Source organism: Trinickia sp. (assembly GCF_051953955.1).
GTDB lineage: Bacteria > Pseudomonadota > Gammaproteobacteria > Burkholderiales > Burkholderiaceae > Trinickia.
Genome location: NZ_JBQCIF010000116.1, coordinates 37837 through 53265, shown reverse-complemented (window position 1 = coordinate 53265; position 15429 = coordinate 37837). Strand labels below are relative to the sequence as shown.

The 15429-nt window shown below is 62.7% G+C and carries 14 protein-coding genes; 4 read left to right on the top strand and 10 right to left on the bottom strand.

The genetic code is table 11. From position 1 onward, the window contains the following. Positions 1 to 277: 277 nt before the first annotated feature. Both ACTHNZ_RS21565 and ACTHNZ_RS21560 read left to right on the top strand, forming a co-directional pair. Positions 278 to 766, top strand: a complete 489-nt coding sequence (locus tag ACTHNZ_RS21565; protein WP_440544618.1) for a ComEA family DNA-binding protein — start codon at positions 278 to 280, stop codon at positions 764 to 766. Positions 767 to 853: 87 nt separating this feature from the next. Beyond that, the gene (locus ACTHNZ_RS21560; protein ID WP_440544617.1) at positions 854 to 1303 is read left to right on the top strand and encodes a YidB family protein; all 450 of its coding nucleotides are present in this window, start codon (positions 854 to 856) and stop codon (positions 1301 to 1303) included. Between the two features lie 158 nt (positions 1304 to 1461). On the opposite strand, the gene ACTHNZ_RS21555 is transcribed toward ACTHNZ_RS21560, so the two are convergent. From ACTHNZ_RS21555 to ACTHNZ_RS21535, 5 genes are all read right to left on the bottom strand, one after another. Beyond that, positions 1462 to 2229: a ProQ/FINO family protein gene (locus ACTHNZ_RS21555; protein WP_440544616.1), complete on the bottom strand. Its 768-nt coding sequence runs from the start codon at positions 2227 to 2229 to the stop codon at positions 1462 to 1464. Positions 2230 to 2393: 164 nt separating this feature from the next. Further along, on the bottom strand, positions 2394 to 3182 hold the full coding sequence (locus ACTHNZ_RS21550) for an ATP-binding cassette domain-containing protein (RefSeq protein ID WP_440544615.1): 789 nt from the start codon (positions 3180 to 3182) through the stop codon (positions 2394 to 2396). Next, positions 3182 to 4189 (bottom strand): ABC transporter permease, encoded by a 1008-nt coding sequence (locus tag ACTHNZ_RS21545; RefSeq protein ID WP_440544614.1) that lies wholly within the window; start codon positions 4187 to 4189, stop codon positions 3182 to 3184. The genes ACTHNZ_RS21550 and ACTHNZ_RS21545 overlap by 1 nt, the downstream gene beginning before the upstream one ends. Continuing rightward, positions 4186 to 5292 carry a sugar ABC transporter substrate-binding protein gene (locus tag ACTHNZ_RS21540; protein ID WP_440544613.1) on the bottom strand — a complete coding sequence of 369 codons (1107 nt, stop codon included), beginning with the start codon at positions 5290 to 5292 and terminating at the stop codon, positions 4186 to 4188. Before ACTHNZ_RS21540 ends, ACTHNZ_RS21545 begins: the two co-directional genes overlap by 4 nt. Before the next feature lie 388 nt (positions 5293 to 5680). Continuing rightward, positions 5681 to 6661: a response regulator gene (locus tag ACTHNZ_RS21535; RefSeq protein ID WP_440544612.1), complete on the bottom strand. Its 981-nt coding sequence runs from the start codon at positions 6659 to 6661 to the stop codon at positions 5681 to 5683. A gap of 256 nt (positions 6662 to 6917) precedes the next feature. Here ACTHNZ_RS21535 and ACTHNZ_RS21530 point away from each other — a divergent pair, with 256 nt between their 5' ends. Further along, positions 6918 to 7412, top strand: coding sequence for an acyl-CoA thioesterase (locus ACTHNZ_RS21530; RefSeq protein ID WP_440544611.1), 495 nt, complete (start codon positions 6918 to 6920; stop codon positions 7410 to 7412). A gap of 27 nt (positions 7413 to 7439) precedes the next feature. Here the strand turns inward: ACTHNZ_RS21530 and ACTHNZ_RS21525 are convergent, their stop codons facing one another. From ACTHNZ_RS21525 to ACTHNZ_RS21505, 5 genes are all read right to left on the bottom strand, one after another. After that, complete coding sequence (locus ACTHNZ_RS21525) at positions 7440 to 8882, bottom strand: ATP-binding protein (protein WP_440544610.1); 1443 nt, start codon at positions 8880 to 8882, stop codon at positions 7440 to 7442. A gap of 351 nt (positions 8883 to 9233) precedes the next feature. Beyond that, entirely contained in the window at positions 9234 to 10481 is a 1248-nt protein-coding gene (gene boxA / locus ACTHNZ_RS21520) for a benzoyl-CoA 2,3-epoxidase subunit BoxA (protein ID WP_440544609.1), read from the bottom strand. Between the two features lie 20 nt (positions 10482 to 10501). Beyond that, positions 10502 to 11929 carry a benzoyl-CoA 2,3-epoxidase subunit BoxB gene (boxB, locus tag ACTHNZ_RS21515; RefSeq protein ID WP_440544608.1) on the bottom strand — a complete coding sequence of 476 codons (1428 nt, stop codon included), beginning with the start codon at positions 11927 to 11929 and terminating at the stop codon, positions 10502 to 10504. Between the two features lie 58 nt (positions 11930 to 11987). Beyond that, positions 11988 to 13667, bottom strand: a complete 1680-nt coding sequence (gene boxC, locus ACTHNZ_RS21510) for a 2,3-epoxybenzoyl-CoA dihydrolase (protein WP_440544607.1) — start codon at positions 13665 to 13667, stop codon at positions 11988 to 11990. Positions 13668 to 13803: 136 nt separating this feature from the next. Next, positions 13804 to 14706, bottom strand: a complete 903-nt coding sequence (locus ACTHNZ_RS21505) for a helix-turn-helix transcriptional regulator (RefSeq protein ID WP_440544658.1) — start codon at positions 14704 to 14706, stop codon at positions 13804 to 13806. A 221-nt stretch (positions 14707 to 14927) separates the two neighbouring features. Between ACTHNZ_RS21505 and ACTHNZ_RS21500 the strand changes: the two genes are divergently transcribed. Continuing rightward, positions 14928 to 15392, top strand: coding sequence for a DUF4863 family protein (locus ACTHNZ_RS21500; protein WP_440544606.1), 465 nt, complete (start codon positions 14928 to 14930; stop codon positions 15390 to 15392). Positions 15393 to 15429: the final 37 nt, after the last annotated feature.

Sequence of the window (15429 nt, the reverse complement as noted above, 5' to 3'; positions counted from 1 at the left end):
TGCGTGTTGCCCCTTAGGCGCTGCTCGAGCCGGGGCGTCGCCCCCTTTGTCCTCGCGCGATGCCGAACCAGCCAGCATCGGCCCCATATCGAGCGCACTCGGTTACGCTGCGCACACATGGTGTGAGTTATCCCCATTTTCTGTTGGCAATGCTGTGGACAAGCTGCTGATGATTAGCGTAAGTTCTTGATTGAATTGAGGGACAGACGCAGTGCACGCAATTGAGGTGCACCGGTCTTTCTATTTACCGCTTCGTTCGTCGATCGGGGATCCAGCCATGCTCAAGAAGCTCCTTTTGCTGCTCGCCGCGCTCGTCGTGGCGATGTCCACTGCCACTGCCGCGACGGTCGACGTCAACACGGCCGACAAAGCAACGCTTGAAACGCTGAAGGGCATCGGTCCCGTCAAATCGCAAGCGATCATCGACGAACGCAACAAGCACGGCGCATTCAAGGATGCGGACGACTTGGCTCGGCGCGTGCCGGGGCTAGGCGTGAAGTCCGTCACGAAGCTCGAAGCCAACGGATTGACGGTAGGTGGCTCGTCGGCCCCCCCCACCGCGGCCGGCAACAAGCGTGAAATGCCCCCGGCGGCAGCCGCCGCCAATACCGCGCATTCGCCCGCGAAGACGGCCGTGCCCGCCCCGTCCGCGCCCGCAGCCGCATCGACTGCGGCTGCATCGGCGCCGAATCCGTCATCCTCGAAATCGCACAAGCCAAGCAAGAAAAGCAAAGCAAGAGGCGCCTCTGCCGCATCGGGCGCTTGATCGGCCTCAAGCCACCCTTCCCGCGCCGCACGGCGCATGACTTCGGCGCCGGTTGCTCAGCGGCGCCACTTTTGCAGGAATGCCACCATGAGTCTCTTGAATATGCTGGGCGCTGTCCTCGGCAACACCGAAACGGGCGGACAACAACAGAACGCGCTTTCGGCCGTGGCCGAATTCATCAACAACCAGCCAGGCGGGCTACAAGGTCTCGTTCAGACCTTCGAGCAACAAGGCGCCGGCGGCGTGATCCAGTCGTGGATCGGCAATGGAGCAAATCAGCCGGTGTCGTCCGAAGCACTGCAGAACATTCTCGGCTCCGGCGCACTGGGCGACTTGGCGGGCAAGCTGGGCGTGTCGCCCGAGCAAGCATCGAGCGTGCTGGCTCAAGTGCTGCCGCACGTCGTGAATCACGCGACGCCGGATGGCGAAGTGCCGCAAAGCGGTCAGGTCGATGCCGGCAGCGTCCTCGGATCGATCGAGCAAGCCGGGGGGCTCGGCTCGCTCGTCGAGGGGTTGCTGGGAAGGAAAGAAGGCTGAAGGCTGCGCGCTGGCTGGCCGAAACGGCGTGGGAGCCGCGGCTGCGACCGTGATCGCCGCCGCGGGAAGCTGTCGAGCGCGGGCTACGTCAGCTTCGGCCGCTCGGCGCGCTGCCGCGGTGTCCTACGCACGTGCGTAGGGCCGAGAACGCATACGCGTCAATTCGCGGAATCGTGGCTTGCAGCATCCGCAGGTTGCGGTTCCGCGCTTGCCGCGTCGCTCCGTTTCTCCACGGCGGCGTCCGACGCCTGCGCGTCGGCTTGTTGGGCGTCGGCGCGTTCCGCATTCGCCGGTACAGCAGTCACCTGGCCTGCGTTGGCTTGGCCTGCGTTGGCTTGGCCGGCGTTGGCTTGGCCGGCGTTGGCATTGGCTTTGCCCTGTGCCTTGCGCCGCCCGCCGGGGCCGCCCTTCGCTTGATTCCGCGCAAACGCGGCATCGCGCGCCGTGACCGTACCGGCGGGCGCGCCCGACAAATCCACGCGCGCCGCACCGTCGGTTAGGCAAGCCCAGTAACGGCTGCCGCGACACCAGGTGCTGACGGCCTCGCGGATTTCCGCTTCGCTCAGTTGGAGATCGGACGCCTGCGCGACGAGATCGGCCAGAATGCCCACCTTGAGCGGCACTTTCGGGGCGGGATTCTTCGGGAAAGCAGCCGGAAAGCGCTTTTGCAGCTTACCGATCACGCGCACGACAGGATCGACCGGCGGCGTCTTCTCGCTCCCGCGCGCCTGCCCGGCGGGCCGTGCCGGCCGCTGCTCGGGCTTGGCGCCCGGCTTGGCCGCCGGCCTCGGCCCAGGCTTGGCGCCCTGCCTCGGCTCTTGCTTCGCAGCCGGGGCCGGCTTGCCCGCCGGGCGCTCGTGCTGCTTTTTCAACTTCGCTTCTTTCGTCAGCTGCGCCTTGAGCGCGGCCAGTTGCTCGAAACCCATTGCTCTGTCCTATCACCGCAAACCTGAATCGGACGACAATAGTAGCAGCGTCGCCGCCGACGTGCCGCAGATGTGGGAGATTTGTGGCGAAGAGGGACGAGCCGCGCGCAGCGCCGGTCGTCGAATGCCGCACCGGCACGGCCGGCGCGGCGGCGGCAAGGTGCTCAGGCGCCGGCGCCGTTCGTCGCCTCGCGCAGGGCGCGATATTCGCGGCGCACGATATCCATGAGCTCGGGCACCGACGTCTTCGCGCTGTGCTGCTCATAGGTCACGCGCCCGCGTTGCATCAGCATGATGCGGTCGGCGATGTCGAGCGTTTGCGCATAGTTGTGCATGATCATGATGATCGACAAGCCGCCCTTCTCTTTGAGCCGCAGAATCAAATCGATGATGAGGCTGGCTTCGCGCGCCCCCATCGCGGCGAGCGGCTCGTCGAGCAGCAAGATCCGCGCGTTCGAATTGACCGCGCGGGCAACGGCGATGGCCTGCCGCTGGCCGCCCGACAATCGCTCGACGGGCATCGTCACCGACGGGACGTGCACGCCGATGTCGTCGAGGCACTGCGCCGCGCGCTCTCGCATCGCGCGATGGTTCAGGAAACGGATCGGCCCGGGATAGACGATCTCGCGATTCAAGAACATGTTGTGATAGATGCTCAGCGAATTGGCGAGCGCAAGGTCTTGGTAGACGCATTCGATACCGAGCGCGCGCGCGTGATCGACCGAGCGCAACAGCGTCTGCTCGCCGTGGATCGTCAACTCGCCGCTCGTTTGCTGATGAAAGCCCGTGAGGATCTTGATCAGCGTCGATTTACCCGCGCCGTTGTCGCCGAGAATCCCGAGAATTTCGCCCTCGGCGAGGTGCAGCGAAACGCCGTCGAGCGCCGTGACCGCACCGAAACGCTTGACGATGTTGCGCGCCTGCAGGGCGAGCGCCCCCTCGTTCGTGGCCATCACGACCTCCCCCGCCGGCCGAGCCGCGATACGTGGATGTTGAAGATCATCGCGGCGAGAATGGCTGCACCGAGAATGATGTTGAACGTGAACGCGTTGATGCCGATCAGCGTGAAACCGTCGTTCAGCATGCCGAGCACGACCGCACCGATGAGCCCCCCGATGATCGTGCCCGATCCGCCGGTCAGCGGCGTACCGCCGATCACGGCCGCGGCAACGGCCAGGAACATGATCTGATTGCCGCCGGCCTGCGGGTCGATCGACGTAATGCGCACGGCTTCGAGAATCCCCGTCAGCCCCGACAGCACGGCCGCCAAAATGAAATTGCCGAGCTTGAGGCGGTTCACGTGAATCCCGGCCTCGGACGCACCGAGCGGATTCGCTCCGCTCGCGACCGTATGCAAACCCCATCGCGTATGCCGCAGCATCACGTGCATGGCGAATGCGATGCCGACGGCCCAGCAGATCTCGCTGTAGCCCCATCCCCCCATCACCGACGTGAAAATGGGGCCGCCCGGCGTCGGCACCGGCGTGCCGCGCGAGATCGTCAACGTAATGCCGTTGATGAGGAACAGCGTGCCGAGCGTCGTCACGAACGAAGGCAAGCGCAAAAACACCGTCACCGCACCGTTGACGAAGCCGACCGCCCCTGCTGCGACGAGGCCCGCGATGACCGCAAGCCACATCGGTGCCCCGGCGTCGAACGCGAACGACATCATGAACGGCGCAAAGGCGAACACCATGCCGGACGACAAATCGATCTCGCCGCCGATCATCAGCATGATTTCGCCGAACCCGATGATCGCGGCCGGCGCGACGAACTGCGACAAGTTCTGCAGGCTCGCACTCGTCAGCAGAAAATCGTGGTTGGCCGCTTCGAAGTACGCCGCAACGAGTATCGCAACGAGCGCGATGCGCAGCTCGGCAGACCATGCAAAGCCCCCGAACCTCGCGCCCGAGCGCGAGGATACGGGGCGACTGCGCGTTTCGTTCACACTTTCACTCATGACTTGATGGGACCTGTGCGCGGTACGATTTGCGCCTTGGTGCTCTTGCCTTCATAACGGGTCGACGTATTCAGGTACGGATCGACGGTCGACTTCGTGACGAATTTCAGGCCCGAGTTGACGTCCGCCGGACCGACGAGGCCGCCCGACGCCAGATACGTGAATGCCTCCACGACAGTATAGAAGCCCTGAACGTAAGGCTGCTGGTCGATCGTGAAGTCGAGAAAGCCGTCGTGGATCAGTTGGACCGTCGTGGGCAGCAAGTCGAAGCCGCCGCCATGCACGCCTTTCTCGGGCAGCTTGTTCTCCTTCATCAATTGCGCGATGCCCTGGGTGCTGCCTGCATCGACGGCGAACATGCCCTTCACGTCCTGGTGGCCCAAATAGAACGACTTGATCTTCGAGAGCTCTTCGTTGACGGTCGCACCCGTGGCGATCGTCTGAATCTCGATCTTCTTGCCCGACTTCTTGATCGCATCGGACGCGCCGTCGAGCCGCGGTTGGATATTGAGCTGCCCCGGCGTCGCGATGAACAGCCCGACGAGACCGCTATCGATCAGGCTCACGATCCGCTCGCCCATCTGATAGCCCGACAAATACAAGTCTTGGCCGATGTAGGCGAGCCGCGGGTTCGTGCTGCCGCGCGGCGCGTCGGCGTTGTAGGCGAACACGGGAATGCCGGCGTCGAGCGCCTTTTGAATCGGGCCGTTGAAGGCTTTCGGATCGACGATCGGCACGGCGATGGCATCGGCCTTCGCGGCGATCGCCGCGTTCATCGCATTGACCATCTCGCCGACGTCCGCATTGGCGGAGCCCGTCCACTGGTAATCCATGCCCAACAGGGAGCAGGCGTCTTGGATCCCGTATTGCGTCGGCACGAAGAACGGATTCGTCGTCACGTGATTGACGAAGACGATCTTCCAGCGCTTGTGCGAGGGGAACGCCGCCTCGGCCGCCTGCGCAGGCGAAATCATGCCGCCCATCATCGCCAGTGCCGCCCCCAGCCCGGCGCCTTGCAGCAGGCCGCGCCGCATGCGGTTCGTCATGCCGTCGCCGGCTTCCCCTTGCAACTGATCCTGGGCATCGTCTCGCTCGCTCGTCATTACATCCTCCGTCGTTTTCGTTGGCTGAATGCTTCTTGCGAAACGGCGCAAGCCGTAATCGGCTTGCGCCGGTAAGTCGCTCCGGCGCGCCCCGCGCGGACAACACTGATCGCGCTTGGGGCCAATGCATGAACGCCTGCCATGCTAGCTCACCGGTCAAACGACCTTAATACATAGATACCCTTAACTAGTCGGACTATTTAGTGGGATTTTGCGTGATCTGACGAAATCGGAGAATCGTCCCTCCACACTTCGCAACAGTGACGGATAAATTCTAGCAAGACGAACGTAAGGAATACCGCGGCCCACGCGCGATCGACCTCGATCCGCGCATCGCGCTCATGAAACAGTAAGACTATCTGAGCCAGATATTGGTGCGCATGGCGCATTAGGCGATACCGGCTATCCTCGTCAATTCTTGCTTCGCTCGATGCCACGCCGCGAAGGTCAGCACACTCGGTTCGAGTTGCGACGGATCGAGCCGCGTGATGCTGTAGAACGCGCCGTCCCATTCGGGAACCGGGCGCATGTGCGTCGTCGGAATGTCGGACAAACCGGCTCGATAAGCCTCGTGCGGCCAAAACAGCGGCATGATCCGACGCTGCTCCATGCCCTCGCGCAACCAGTCAGGCCCGCCCGCATCGACGACGGTATCGCACTGAAAAGCCCATTCGTCCTCGTCCCATGCGACGAAAACACCGGCACGGCCCTGCTCGTCCAGCATCAGCACGGCGTTCTGCGCGGGCCGCCAGTAGTATTCGACATAGCCTTCGCGCGCGGCCAGATCATCGAGCAATCGGATCACCCTCGCATCGCAGTAGGTCGAGCCCACGTCGTGCACCCCGACCTGCCCCCTGAGCCTGCAATGTTTTTTCTTCGCGTCCGCGAGGATGCCGGAGAGCTTGGCCGGCATGTCGGCGTCGGTCTTGCGCAGATAGAAATCGATGAGCCCCGCGTTGAACGCATCCACCGCCTCCCTATCGCCGGCGACGCCCGTGAGCAGAATCTTGGTGCAGGCGGCATCGTGAATCGACGAAAGAAACCGGATGCCGTCGATCTCGGGCATTTCGTAATCGACCACGACGGCAGCGATTTCCTCGAAGCGGCTGTCGTCTTCGAGCGGGTCATTGCCCAGCGCGTTGCCGCCGCCTTTCTCGATTTCCGAATAATCCGAACCCGAAAGCAAGAGGCCGGGCACTTCGCGCTGGCGCGACGAGATATACGCGAGCCCCGCTCTCGGATCCGTAAAAAACCGATTCAGGATGCGATCCCGAAAGATGCCGCGCAATCCGCTCAGGAAATCCGCGCTGTCATCGACGAAAACGACTGACAGAGGGTGAAACAGCGGTTGCCTGACGAACGAACTCATATCGACCTCTGATAAAGAGAATTTTCAGGTTTCCTTGCGAACCGTCTTCGGCTAATGCCGCGGCGCGGTAGCGCTCGCCGGCGACAATTATGGCATATCCGCAGCGCTTTCCACAGACAAATCCGAATTGAACGTCCATCCCTAATCCTTCCGCGGCAAAGGCTGCAAACGATAAACCCGGTAAAAATCGTGCATTCCCCAAGATTGGGCGAATGCGCCGCTACCGCCAGTAGCGTTTTTTGCAAGGAAGATTTTTATGTTGACGCGAGATGCAGTTCCCCAACAGTTGACCAACGCTGCTTCGCTTTTGACGTCCGGATCGCTCGATGTCAGAGAGTGCAAGACGTTTCATCACACCATCGATATTTACCTCAAGGACTCCAATGCCTTTGCCAACACTTACTTCGCCCGCTACTTCGAATGGCAGGGAGTATGCCGTGAACGCTGGTTTTTCGAATGCATCGACAACAATCTGCTCGGGGCCGGCGGCACCTTCATCACCAAGCGCGCCCATCAGGAATATGTTCAAGAGACGTTTCCGTTCCAGCGCGTCGATTGTTATCTCAATACGTTCAAGGTGAAGCAATGCTCGGCCTATTTGCTGTTCCGGTTCTACGTGGACGGCCGCCCCGTCTCCATGGGATATCAGCAAATTCTGTTTGCCGGTCACGATAAGCGGATCCGGCGCTTCCCTGCTGGCATTATCGACCGCGTCATGGAGTATGCCGTGACGCTGCCGGCGGCGAATTGATTGTGCCAACGCACGCGATGTAAGTAGTCATCCGGCGCAATAGCGCGGCGGAGGCGGCAGGTCGTGCACGCCACGATCTGCCGCCGAACCCGGCTCCGGCAAACGCAACGTGAACGTCGTGCTCACGCCGAGCGTCGATTCGCACGAGATGCTGCCGCCCAACGCTTCGCAGACGCGCCGGCAAAACGTCAACCCTACCCCGGCTCCTCGTCCGTGCGCTTTCGTCGAGTAAAACGGATCGAAGATGCGCGGCAAGACGTCGGGGGCGATCCCGGACCCGCTGTCGTGAAAGCGCAGCACGCAAAAGCCGCCGGCCCGATGCGCGCCGATCTCGATGCAGCCTTTGCCCGCGGCATGGATGGCCGCAATGGCGTTTTTCAGCAAGTTGATCAAGACGAAGACGAGAAGCGAATCCGATCCGGAGAAACGAATCTCGGGATCGACCGATACCACCGACACGAGTTCTCGCTCTCCCGCGCGAAACGGAAAGCGATCGAGCGCCGACTCGACGCACGCGCGGATCGAATGCACGGCGTAACAGCGTTTATCGAGCCGATTCATCGTGAGCGACGCCAAGGACATTTCGATGACGGTGCTCGTGCTGTCGACCTGGCGCCGAATCGCGGACGCGAGCGCCGGCACTCTGTCCGGTTCGTCGAGCATCGACAAGGTGTCGCCACACAACTGGTACTGCACCGCCAATTGGTAGCCGCGCATCAGTTCGGGAAGCACGTGGCGCAATTCGTCGGCGTGCAGGCCGATCGTGGCGAGCGGCGACGCGACCTCGTGAGCGACCGTCGCGAGCACGAGCCGCGGCCCCATGAGGCCATAGCGGATGATCGACACGGCCAGCAGCCCCAGGCTGACGGTAATGAACGCGACGCCGAGCGGATAGAAGTCGAAGCCGTAGTTGACGGCGTAATCGGTGGCCGCGAGCGAATATAGGCCGAGACTGATCAAGCACAGATCGAGCAGTTTTCGAGAACTCGACGAATCCGCCTTGCGCCTCGCTTTGAACAACAGCCAAGCGCTGCGTCCCGCGAGAAAAATCGTTTGCGCGACGTGAATCGGATGGAGCCGTCCCGCGCGCGGGTAATCGCCGAAAGAATGGGCGATGAAGCCATTGACGACTTGATCGGTTGTCACGACGAGGATGCCCAGCAATGCGCAGAGAAAGTAAGATCCCAGCAGCAACGGCCGTTCACCGGGACATGACGCTACTTCTTTCACGAAGTGATAGAAGGTCGTCGGCAGAAACAAAATGAATAGGTAGCCGCCCTTGACGAGCAGGTTCGCAACGCTCGGATTCGTCGTTTGGAACAGAAATGCCCACGTTCCCTGCCAAACGAAGGTCGTCGCGCACATGGCGATGAAAGGGACGGACATACGTGTCGTACCGACGGTAACCAACACATAGATGCCGAACCCGAGAAACAGCGCCGATACGAAGGCAGGCAATAACGAGTACATGGTGCGTGTTCGCGATTCCAGTATTCCTGCAAGCGCACCGACCCATCGAAAAAGCCGCTCCCGCGTGGAGAACGAACCGCCGATAGCGTGCACCATAGGACCATGACCGGGCGCTGCGCCGCATTACACCGAACGCACTCGAACGTCTGCCTGCCCGTATTGGATCCAACCGAAAACCGAATCTTAACGCATTATGCACATCGATCCGAACTGCGATTCGACGAAAAACTCGGCCGAGGGTCGATCCCGCCGATATCGACCAGAACGGTCAGTATTTTATTGCCGCGCAAAAACGCGCGAATTAGGCAGTTTCTACTAAAAATCAGGCTTCACGCCTCCATCGTCCGCAATTCAATACGTCTCGAGATGCAATCGCCCCTCGCGCTTGAGCCGCTCCCAGAGCGCGGGCCAACCGAGCCCATGATCCTCGGCGATTTCGCGAAGCACCTGCAGTACGCCCTCCTCCATGCCGCGCAAGCCGCAAACGTAGATGTACGTCTGGTCGTCCTTCAACAGTTGCGCCACGTCGGCGGACCGCTCCCGCATCGCGTCCTGCACGTAGCGTTTCGCTTGGCCGGGCGTGCGCGAAAAAGCCAGATTCGTATCGATGAAGTCCTTCGGCAAGTTCGTCAAAGGCCCGAAGTAAGGCAACTCCTCCTTGGTGCGCGCGCCGAAGAACAGCATGAGCTTGCCCGTCGCGCCCTTCATGCGGCGGCGCCTGCGGTATTCCGTCATCGCCCGCATCGGCGCCGAGCCCGTGCCGGTACAAATCATCAGCAAATGCGAGTTCGGATGATTGGGCATCAGGAACGTGGCGCCGAACGGCCCGATCACGGTCACCGTATCGCCTTTTTTCAGGTCGCACAGATAATTGGAGCAGACGCCGTCGGCCGCATTGCCTGCGTGGTCCTGCGTCACGCGCTTTACCGTCAGCGCCAGGTTGTTGTAGCCAGGGCGCTCGCCATTGCGCGGGCTCGCGATCGAATATTGGCGTGCATGATGCGGCTTGCCGTCCGCCGTCGTGCCGGGCGGCAGGATTCCGATCGATTGGCCTTCGAGCACGGGGAACGGCGTCGCGCCGAAATCGAGCACGATGTGGTGGATGTCGGCGGCCGGCGTGGATCGCGGCGCCGATTCGTCCGTCAGCCGATAGTTGCCCACGACCGTCGCCGTCAACGGCGACTTGTGCGTATAGAGATTGACGTAGGGTTTCGCCGCCGACCACGGCGGCACGAGCGCCCCGCTCACTAGCGCGTGCGGATCGGCATCGCCCTCGGCGGCGAAGGCGGCTTGCTCCGAAAGCGCGGCGGCCTCCTCGAGCGGCTTCGATGCCGGGAGTTCGTCCCACGTGAATTGCTCGTCGATGCCATAGGCTTCGGCCTTGAGCACGGTACGCCAATTGTCAATCGCACCGGTCGGGCACGGCGAAATGCATGCCATGCACCCGTTGCAGACATCCGCCTTCACCACGTAGTTGTTTTCGTCGTGTGTGATCGCATCGATCGGGCACGTCTCTTCACACGTGTTGCAGCGAATGCAGATCTCGGGATCGATCAGGTGCTGCTTGAGCACTTCCATGGGGACGACGGGCATGTTCATGATGGCGAGTACGATCGGTTTTAATTGAATCGCACGTATTCGAAATCGATGGGTTGTCGGTTGATGCCCATCGCGGGCGGCGCGATCCAGTTGGCGAACTTGCCGGGCTCCGCCACGCGCCCCATCAGCGAAGCGACGTAGGCGCGGTCTTCCGGCGTCGCCAGCCATTTGGCCTCGTTCGCCGTCCACTCGGCTTCGCTCACGATGCGGCCGTCCGGCGCAACGCGCACGCCCGCGAACGTCCCGATCTGCCGGTTGAACGCCTTGTGCGGCACAGTCAGGCGGAAGTCGATGCCAGCCTTCTCCAGCACCTTGTTCCAACGATTGACGCCCGCCACCGAGTCCTTGATGTAATCGTCGCGCAGTACTTCGTTCATGGCATTGAGCATCGGCACTTCGCGTTCGACGAGCTTGTCGCCCTCCACGTCGAGCAGCTTGTAAGCCTGCCCGACGAGTTGGTGATCATCTTCGCGCTTCGATTCCTCATAGCGCCCCTTGAGTCCCGAGTTGTAGAACGTCGCGGCATTCGACGACTGATCCGCGCCGAACAAATCGATCGTGACCGAGTAGTGGAAGTTCAGGTAGCGCTGAATCGTCGGCAAATCGATGACACCTGCCGCGCGCAACTTCGCGACGTCGTCGGTCTTGAGCTCGTTCATCACCTGCGCCGTGCGCTGCACGACGCGCGAGACGCCCGACTCGCCGACGAACATGTGGTGCGCTTCCTCGGTCAGCATGAACTTCGTGGTCCGCGCGAGCGGATCGAAGCCCGATTCGGCAAGCGCCGACAGTTGGAACTTGCCGTCGCGATCGGTGAAGTACGTGAACATGAAAAACGACAGCCAGTCGGGCGTGCGCTCGTTGAACGCGCCGAGAATGCGCGGGTTGTCGTCATCGCCCGAACGGCGCTCGAGCAGCGCCTCGGCTTCCTCGCGCCCGTCGCGGCCGAAGTACCGGTGCAGCAGGTAGACCATCGCCCACAGATGCCGGCCTTCCTCGACGTTCACTTGGAACAGGTTGCGCAAGTCGTACATCGAGGGCGCCGTGAGGCCCAAGTGACGCTGCTGCTCGACGGATGCCGGCTCGGTGTCGCCCTGCGTCACGATGATGCGGCGCAGGTTCGCGCGGTGCTCGCCCGGCACGTCCTGCCAGACGGCTTCGCCCTTGTGCTCGCCGAAGTGGATCTTGCGGTCGGCGTCACCGGGCGAAAGAAAAATCCCCCAGCGATAGTCGGGCATCTTCACGTAGTCGAAGTGCGCCCAGCCGCCAGCTTCGACGCTCACCGCGGTGCGCAGATAGACGTCGAAGTCGTGCGAGCCATCGGGGCCCATATCGCCCCACCAGGACAAGAAGTTCGGCTGCCATTGCTCGAGCGCACGCTGCAGCGTGCGGTCGTCGGCTAGATTGACGTTGTTGGGGATTTTTTGGCTGTAGTCGATCGTGGACATGATGACGGATTCCTGTTGCGTATCGAGACGGAGCGCGACGGGGCGCCGGAGCGGCCGGTCAAACGCGGGCAGCGTCGAACTGGGCCTTGCTGCCTTTTCCATAAACCTTGAGCGCGCCCTTCTCCCCAACGGCGTTCGGCCGATTGAAGATCCAGTTCTGCCAGGCGGACAAGCGCCCGAAGATGCGCGTTTCCATCGTCTCCGGTCCGTTGAAGCGCAAGTTCGCTTCCATGCCAGTCAATGCGTCGGGCGACATCGCGGCCCGCTCTTCGAGCGCGATGCGGATCTCGTCAGCCCAATCGATGTCGTCCGGCGCGGCGGTGACGAGCCCGAGGCGCTCGGCTTCGAGCGCGTGCACGGGCGTGCCGATCTTGGCCCGCACGGCCTCGATGGCAGCGGCCTCCTCATAGAACCGCCGCGCAAGGCGCGACTGATGCGTGACCATCGGGAAGAGACCGAAATTGACTTCCGAGAGCGTGATCGCAGGCTCTTCTTCTTCGTTCGCCGGGAGTGCCGCCATGTAGGTGCGGTCCGCAGCGAACGCGAGTTCCGCGAACGTGCCCGCGAAACACGAGCCCGGCTCGATCAGCGCGAACAGCGAGCGTGAGGAGACGTCGATGCGTGCGAGCGTGCGCCGCAGCATCCCGATCGTCTCGCGCACGAACCAGTGATCGCGGTGCGCAAGCAACGCAGCATCGGCCGCGAGCACGGCGGACGCCTCGCCCGACGTCTTGAAGATCCAGGTGCCGACGTCCAGCTCGTTCGTGCGCATAGAAAGAATCGCGTCGTCGAGCTCGCGCGCGAATTGCAACGGCCACCATGCCGCCCCCGCTTCGACGATGGCCTCGATCGTCGACGGCTGCGGGCCGCTCGGCGCTTTCGCCGTGAACGTGGCCGTGCGTTTGGCACGATCGATCGAGACGTTCACCGTGGCGTAGTCGATACCGTCTTCCCGGTCGCTGCGCTCGATCCGCGCAAGCGCGATGCCTTTCGCACCCGACGGACGGTCGCTTTGCGCCGCGAGCTCCAGAGCGCGCGCCTGCACGGCCTGGCCGAATTGGTTGGGCTTGACGACGTCGTCCACGAGCCGCCATTGCTTCGCGCGCTCTCCGCGAATGCCCTCCACGATCGTGCAGAAGATGTCGGCGCGATCATGCCGCACCTTGCGCTTGTCGGTCAGCCGCGTGAGCCCGCCCGTTCCGGGCAGCACGCCGAGCAGCGGCACCTCGGGCAAGGCGACCGACGACGAACGATCGTCGACGAGCAGGATCTCGTCGCAGGCGAGTGCAAGTTCATAACCTCCGCCGGCGCAGGCGCCGTTGACGGCCGCAATGAACTTGAGGCCCGAGTGGCGCGACGTGTCTTCGATGCCGTTGCGCGTCTCGTTCGTGAACTTGCAGAAGTTGACCTTCCAGGCATGCGTCGACAACCCGAGCATGAAGATGTTGGCACCCGAGCAGAACACGCGGTCCTTCAAGCTCGTGACGACGACGGTTCGCACTTCGGGATGCTCGAAGCGGATGCGCTGCAACGCATCGTGCAGTTCGATGTCGACGCCGAGATCGTATGAATTGAGCTTGAGCTTGTAGCCGTCGCGAATACCGCCGTCCTCGGAGATATCGATGCCCAGGGTCGCGACCGGCCCCTCGAAGCTGAGCGTCCAATGCTTGTACTGCGAAGGATCTGTGCGGTAATCGACGCGCTGCGCCGCTTTGACGTCCGTCTCCGGTGTGAGCATGCCTTTCTCCTAGTGAGCTGCATCGTTGCAATGAACGATAGTGCATCACCAGGATCATGTAAAGCACTTTAGTGCATGTTTTCGCTTCTTCCCGGGTAAACGCGAAGTAGGCGCGCGGCGTCGCGTCGACGCCCGCTCATTCCATCTCGGCGCCCAAACGCGCGGCAATGCGATCGCGCAATTGCAGATAGGCATCGGCCAGCGTCTTGTCGCTCGTGTCGAATGCCATGTCGGCACGGCCATAGAGTTCGCCGCGGCCTGCCAGGATGCGCTTCAGATCGTCCATGGCCTCGCGATTGCCCGACATCGGCCGCAGGTCGCCTTGTGCGACGACGCGGCGCATGTGTTCTTCCGGCGTCGCCTGCAGCCAGACCGTGAAGCAGTGCGCGAGCAGCATGCTGAACGTGGACGGCTCCGAGACGAGCCCGCCGGGCGATGCAATCACGGCGCGCGGATGCTCGGCAATCACGGCTTCGAGCGCCCGGTGCTCGTAGCGGCGGTACGCGCTCGCGCCGTACAGCGAATGGACTTCCGACGGCGAACAACCGGCCAGTTGCTCGATGACGCGATTCAATTCGATGAAGGGCGCCTTCAACTCCTGGGCGAGCATGCGCCCAAGGGTGGATTTGCCGGCCCCGCGCAGCCCGATGAGCGCGATCCGCTCTCGCCGATGGGGGTCCGCGGGGGCTTGCTCGAACAGTTGCGCCAACGCCGCGCGCGCGCGCTGCAGCGCCGAGGGATCGCGCCCTTGCAACAGCTCGCGGATCAGCATCCATTCGGACGAGGACGTGGTCACGTCGCCGATGATTTCGGCGAGCGGGCAATTCAACGTCGCGGCGATCTGGCGCAACACCTGCACTGAAGGATTGCCCATACCCGATTCGAGGTTGGCCAGATGCCGCTCGGATAGGCCCGTCTCTCCCGCCAGCGCTTTGCGCGTCATCCCGCGGCGCGCGCGCAGCAGACGGACGCGCTCTCCCATCGCGGCCATGAACGGATCTCGTTCGGTGCGCTCCGCCTCGCCGCTCTCGCTTTCCATGTCGCTAGCCTGGCGCTCAGCGCCCTTGCCCTCCGCCACGACAGTGTAATTTTGCTTCATGTTTTACCCTATATTCTTCCGACAACACGCACTATAGTGCTTGACACATCGATTCGATACGGCTAATTTTCGCGGAAACGGTGGGATGCGGCAATGAGCGGCACCTCGCGTGCACTAACGTGCACCTTCATACGATTCGAGAAGCTAGGAAGGAGACATCGATGTCGCCCGAGGATTTCGAATACCTCATAGCCGAGGTGACCGCGCCGCTCGCTGGGCGCGTGCTCGACGGCACGCTCGATCGCTGGCTCAACGAAACGTGGCCGGCGGGCAGCCCCACTTATGAGCAGCTTGCGCAGGCCTGCCGAACGGGCGCCGCCGAAGGTTGGTTGTGCAACCGCGAGGCAGGCGGCATCCGCTACGGCCGCATCGTCAAGCCGACACCACGCACGCACGACTTTTCCGTCGACGTCGTCCGGATGGAAGACCTCGCCGGCCCTCACCACGTCCACCCGAACGGTGAAATCGATCTGATCATGCCGCTCGCGGAGCACGCGACGTTCGACGGCCGCCCCGCCGGATGGTGTGTCTACGAGCCCGGCAGCGCACATCGCCCAACCGTCTCGAACGGTGCCGCGCTGATCCTCTACCTGCTGCCGCAAGGCGCCATCGAGTTCACCCGCTAGCGCGCGAGCCGCGCGCACGTTGCAAGGAGTCACGAAG

Excerpts from the sequence above, each read along its gene's own strand:
- ACTHNZ_RS21565 (WP_440544618.1), top strand. The coding sequence starts at position 278 with ATGCTCAAGAAGCTCCTTTTGCTGCTCGCCGCGCTCGTCGTGGCGATG.
- ACTHNZ_RS21560 (WP_440544617.1), top strand. The coding sequence starts at position 854 with ATGAGTCTCTTGAATATGCTGGGCGCTGTCCTCGGCAACACCGAAACG.
- ACTHNZ_RS21555 (WP_440544616.1), bottom strand. The coding sequence starts at position 2,229 with ATGGGTTTCGAGCAACTGGCCGCGCTCAAGGCGCAGCTGACGAAAGAA.
- ACTHNZ_RS21550 (WP_440544615.1), bottom strand. The coding sequence starts at position 3,182 with ATGGCCACGAACGAGGGGGCGCTCGCCCTGCAGGCGCGCAACATCGTC.
- ACTHNZ_RS21545 (WP_440544614.1), bottom strand. The coding sequence starts at position 4,189 with ATGAGTGAAAGTGTGAACGAAACGCGCAGTCGCCCCGTATCCTCGCGC.
- ACTHNZ_RS21540 (WP_440544613.1), bottom strand. The coding sequence starts at position 5,292 with ATGACGAGCGAGCGAGACGATGCCCAGGATCAGTTGCAAGGGGAAGCC.
- ACTHNZ_RS21535 (WP_440544612.1), bottom strand. The coding sequence starts at position 6,661 with ATGAGTTCGTTCGTCAGGCAACCGCTGTTTCACCCTCTGTCAGTCGTT.
- ACTHNZ_RS21530 (WP_440544611.1), top strand. The coding sequence starts at position 6,918 with ATGTTGACGCGAGATGCAGTTCCCCAACAGTTGACCAACGCTGCTTCG.
- ACTHNZ_RS21525 (WP_440544610.1), bottom strand. The coding sequence starts at position 8,882 with ATGTACTCGTTATTGCCTGCCTTCGTATCGGCGCTGTTTCTCGGGTTC.
- boxA (WP_440544609.1), bottom strand. The coding sequence starts at position 10,481 with ATGAACATGCCCGTCGTCCCCATGGAAGTGCTCAAGCAGCACCTGATC.
- boxB (WP_440544608.1), bottom strand. The coding sequence starts at position 11,929 with ATGTCCACGATCGACTACAGCCAAAAAATCCCCAACAACGTCAATCTA.
- boxC (WP_440544607.1), bottom strand. The coding sequence starts at position 13,667 with ATGCTCACACCGGAGACGGACGTCAAAGCGGCGCAGCGCGTCGATTAC.
- ACTHNZ_RS21505 (WP_440544658.1), bottom strand. The coding sequence starts at position 14,706 with ATGGAAAGCGAGAGCGGCGAGGCGGAGCGCACCGAACGAGATCCGTTC.
- ACTHNZ_RS21500 (WP_440544606.1), top strand. The coding sequence starts at position 14,928 with ATGTCGCCCGAGGATTTCGAATACCTCATAGCCGAGGTGACCGCGCCG.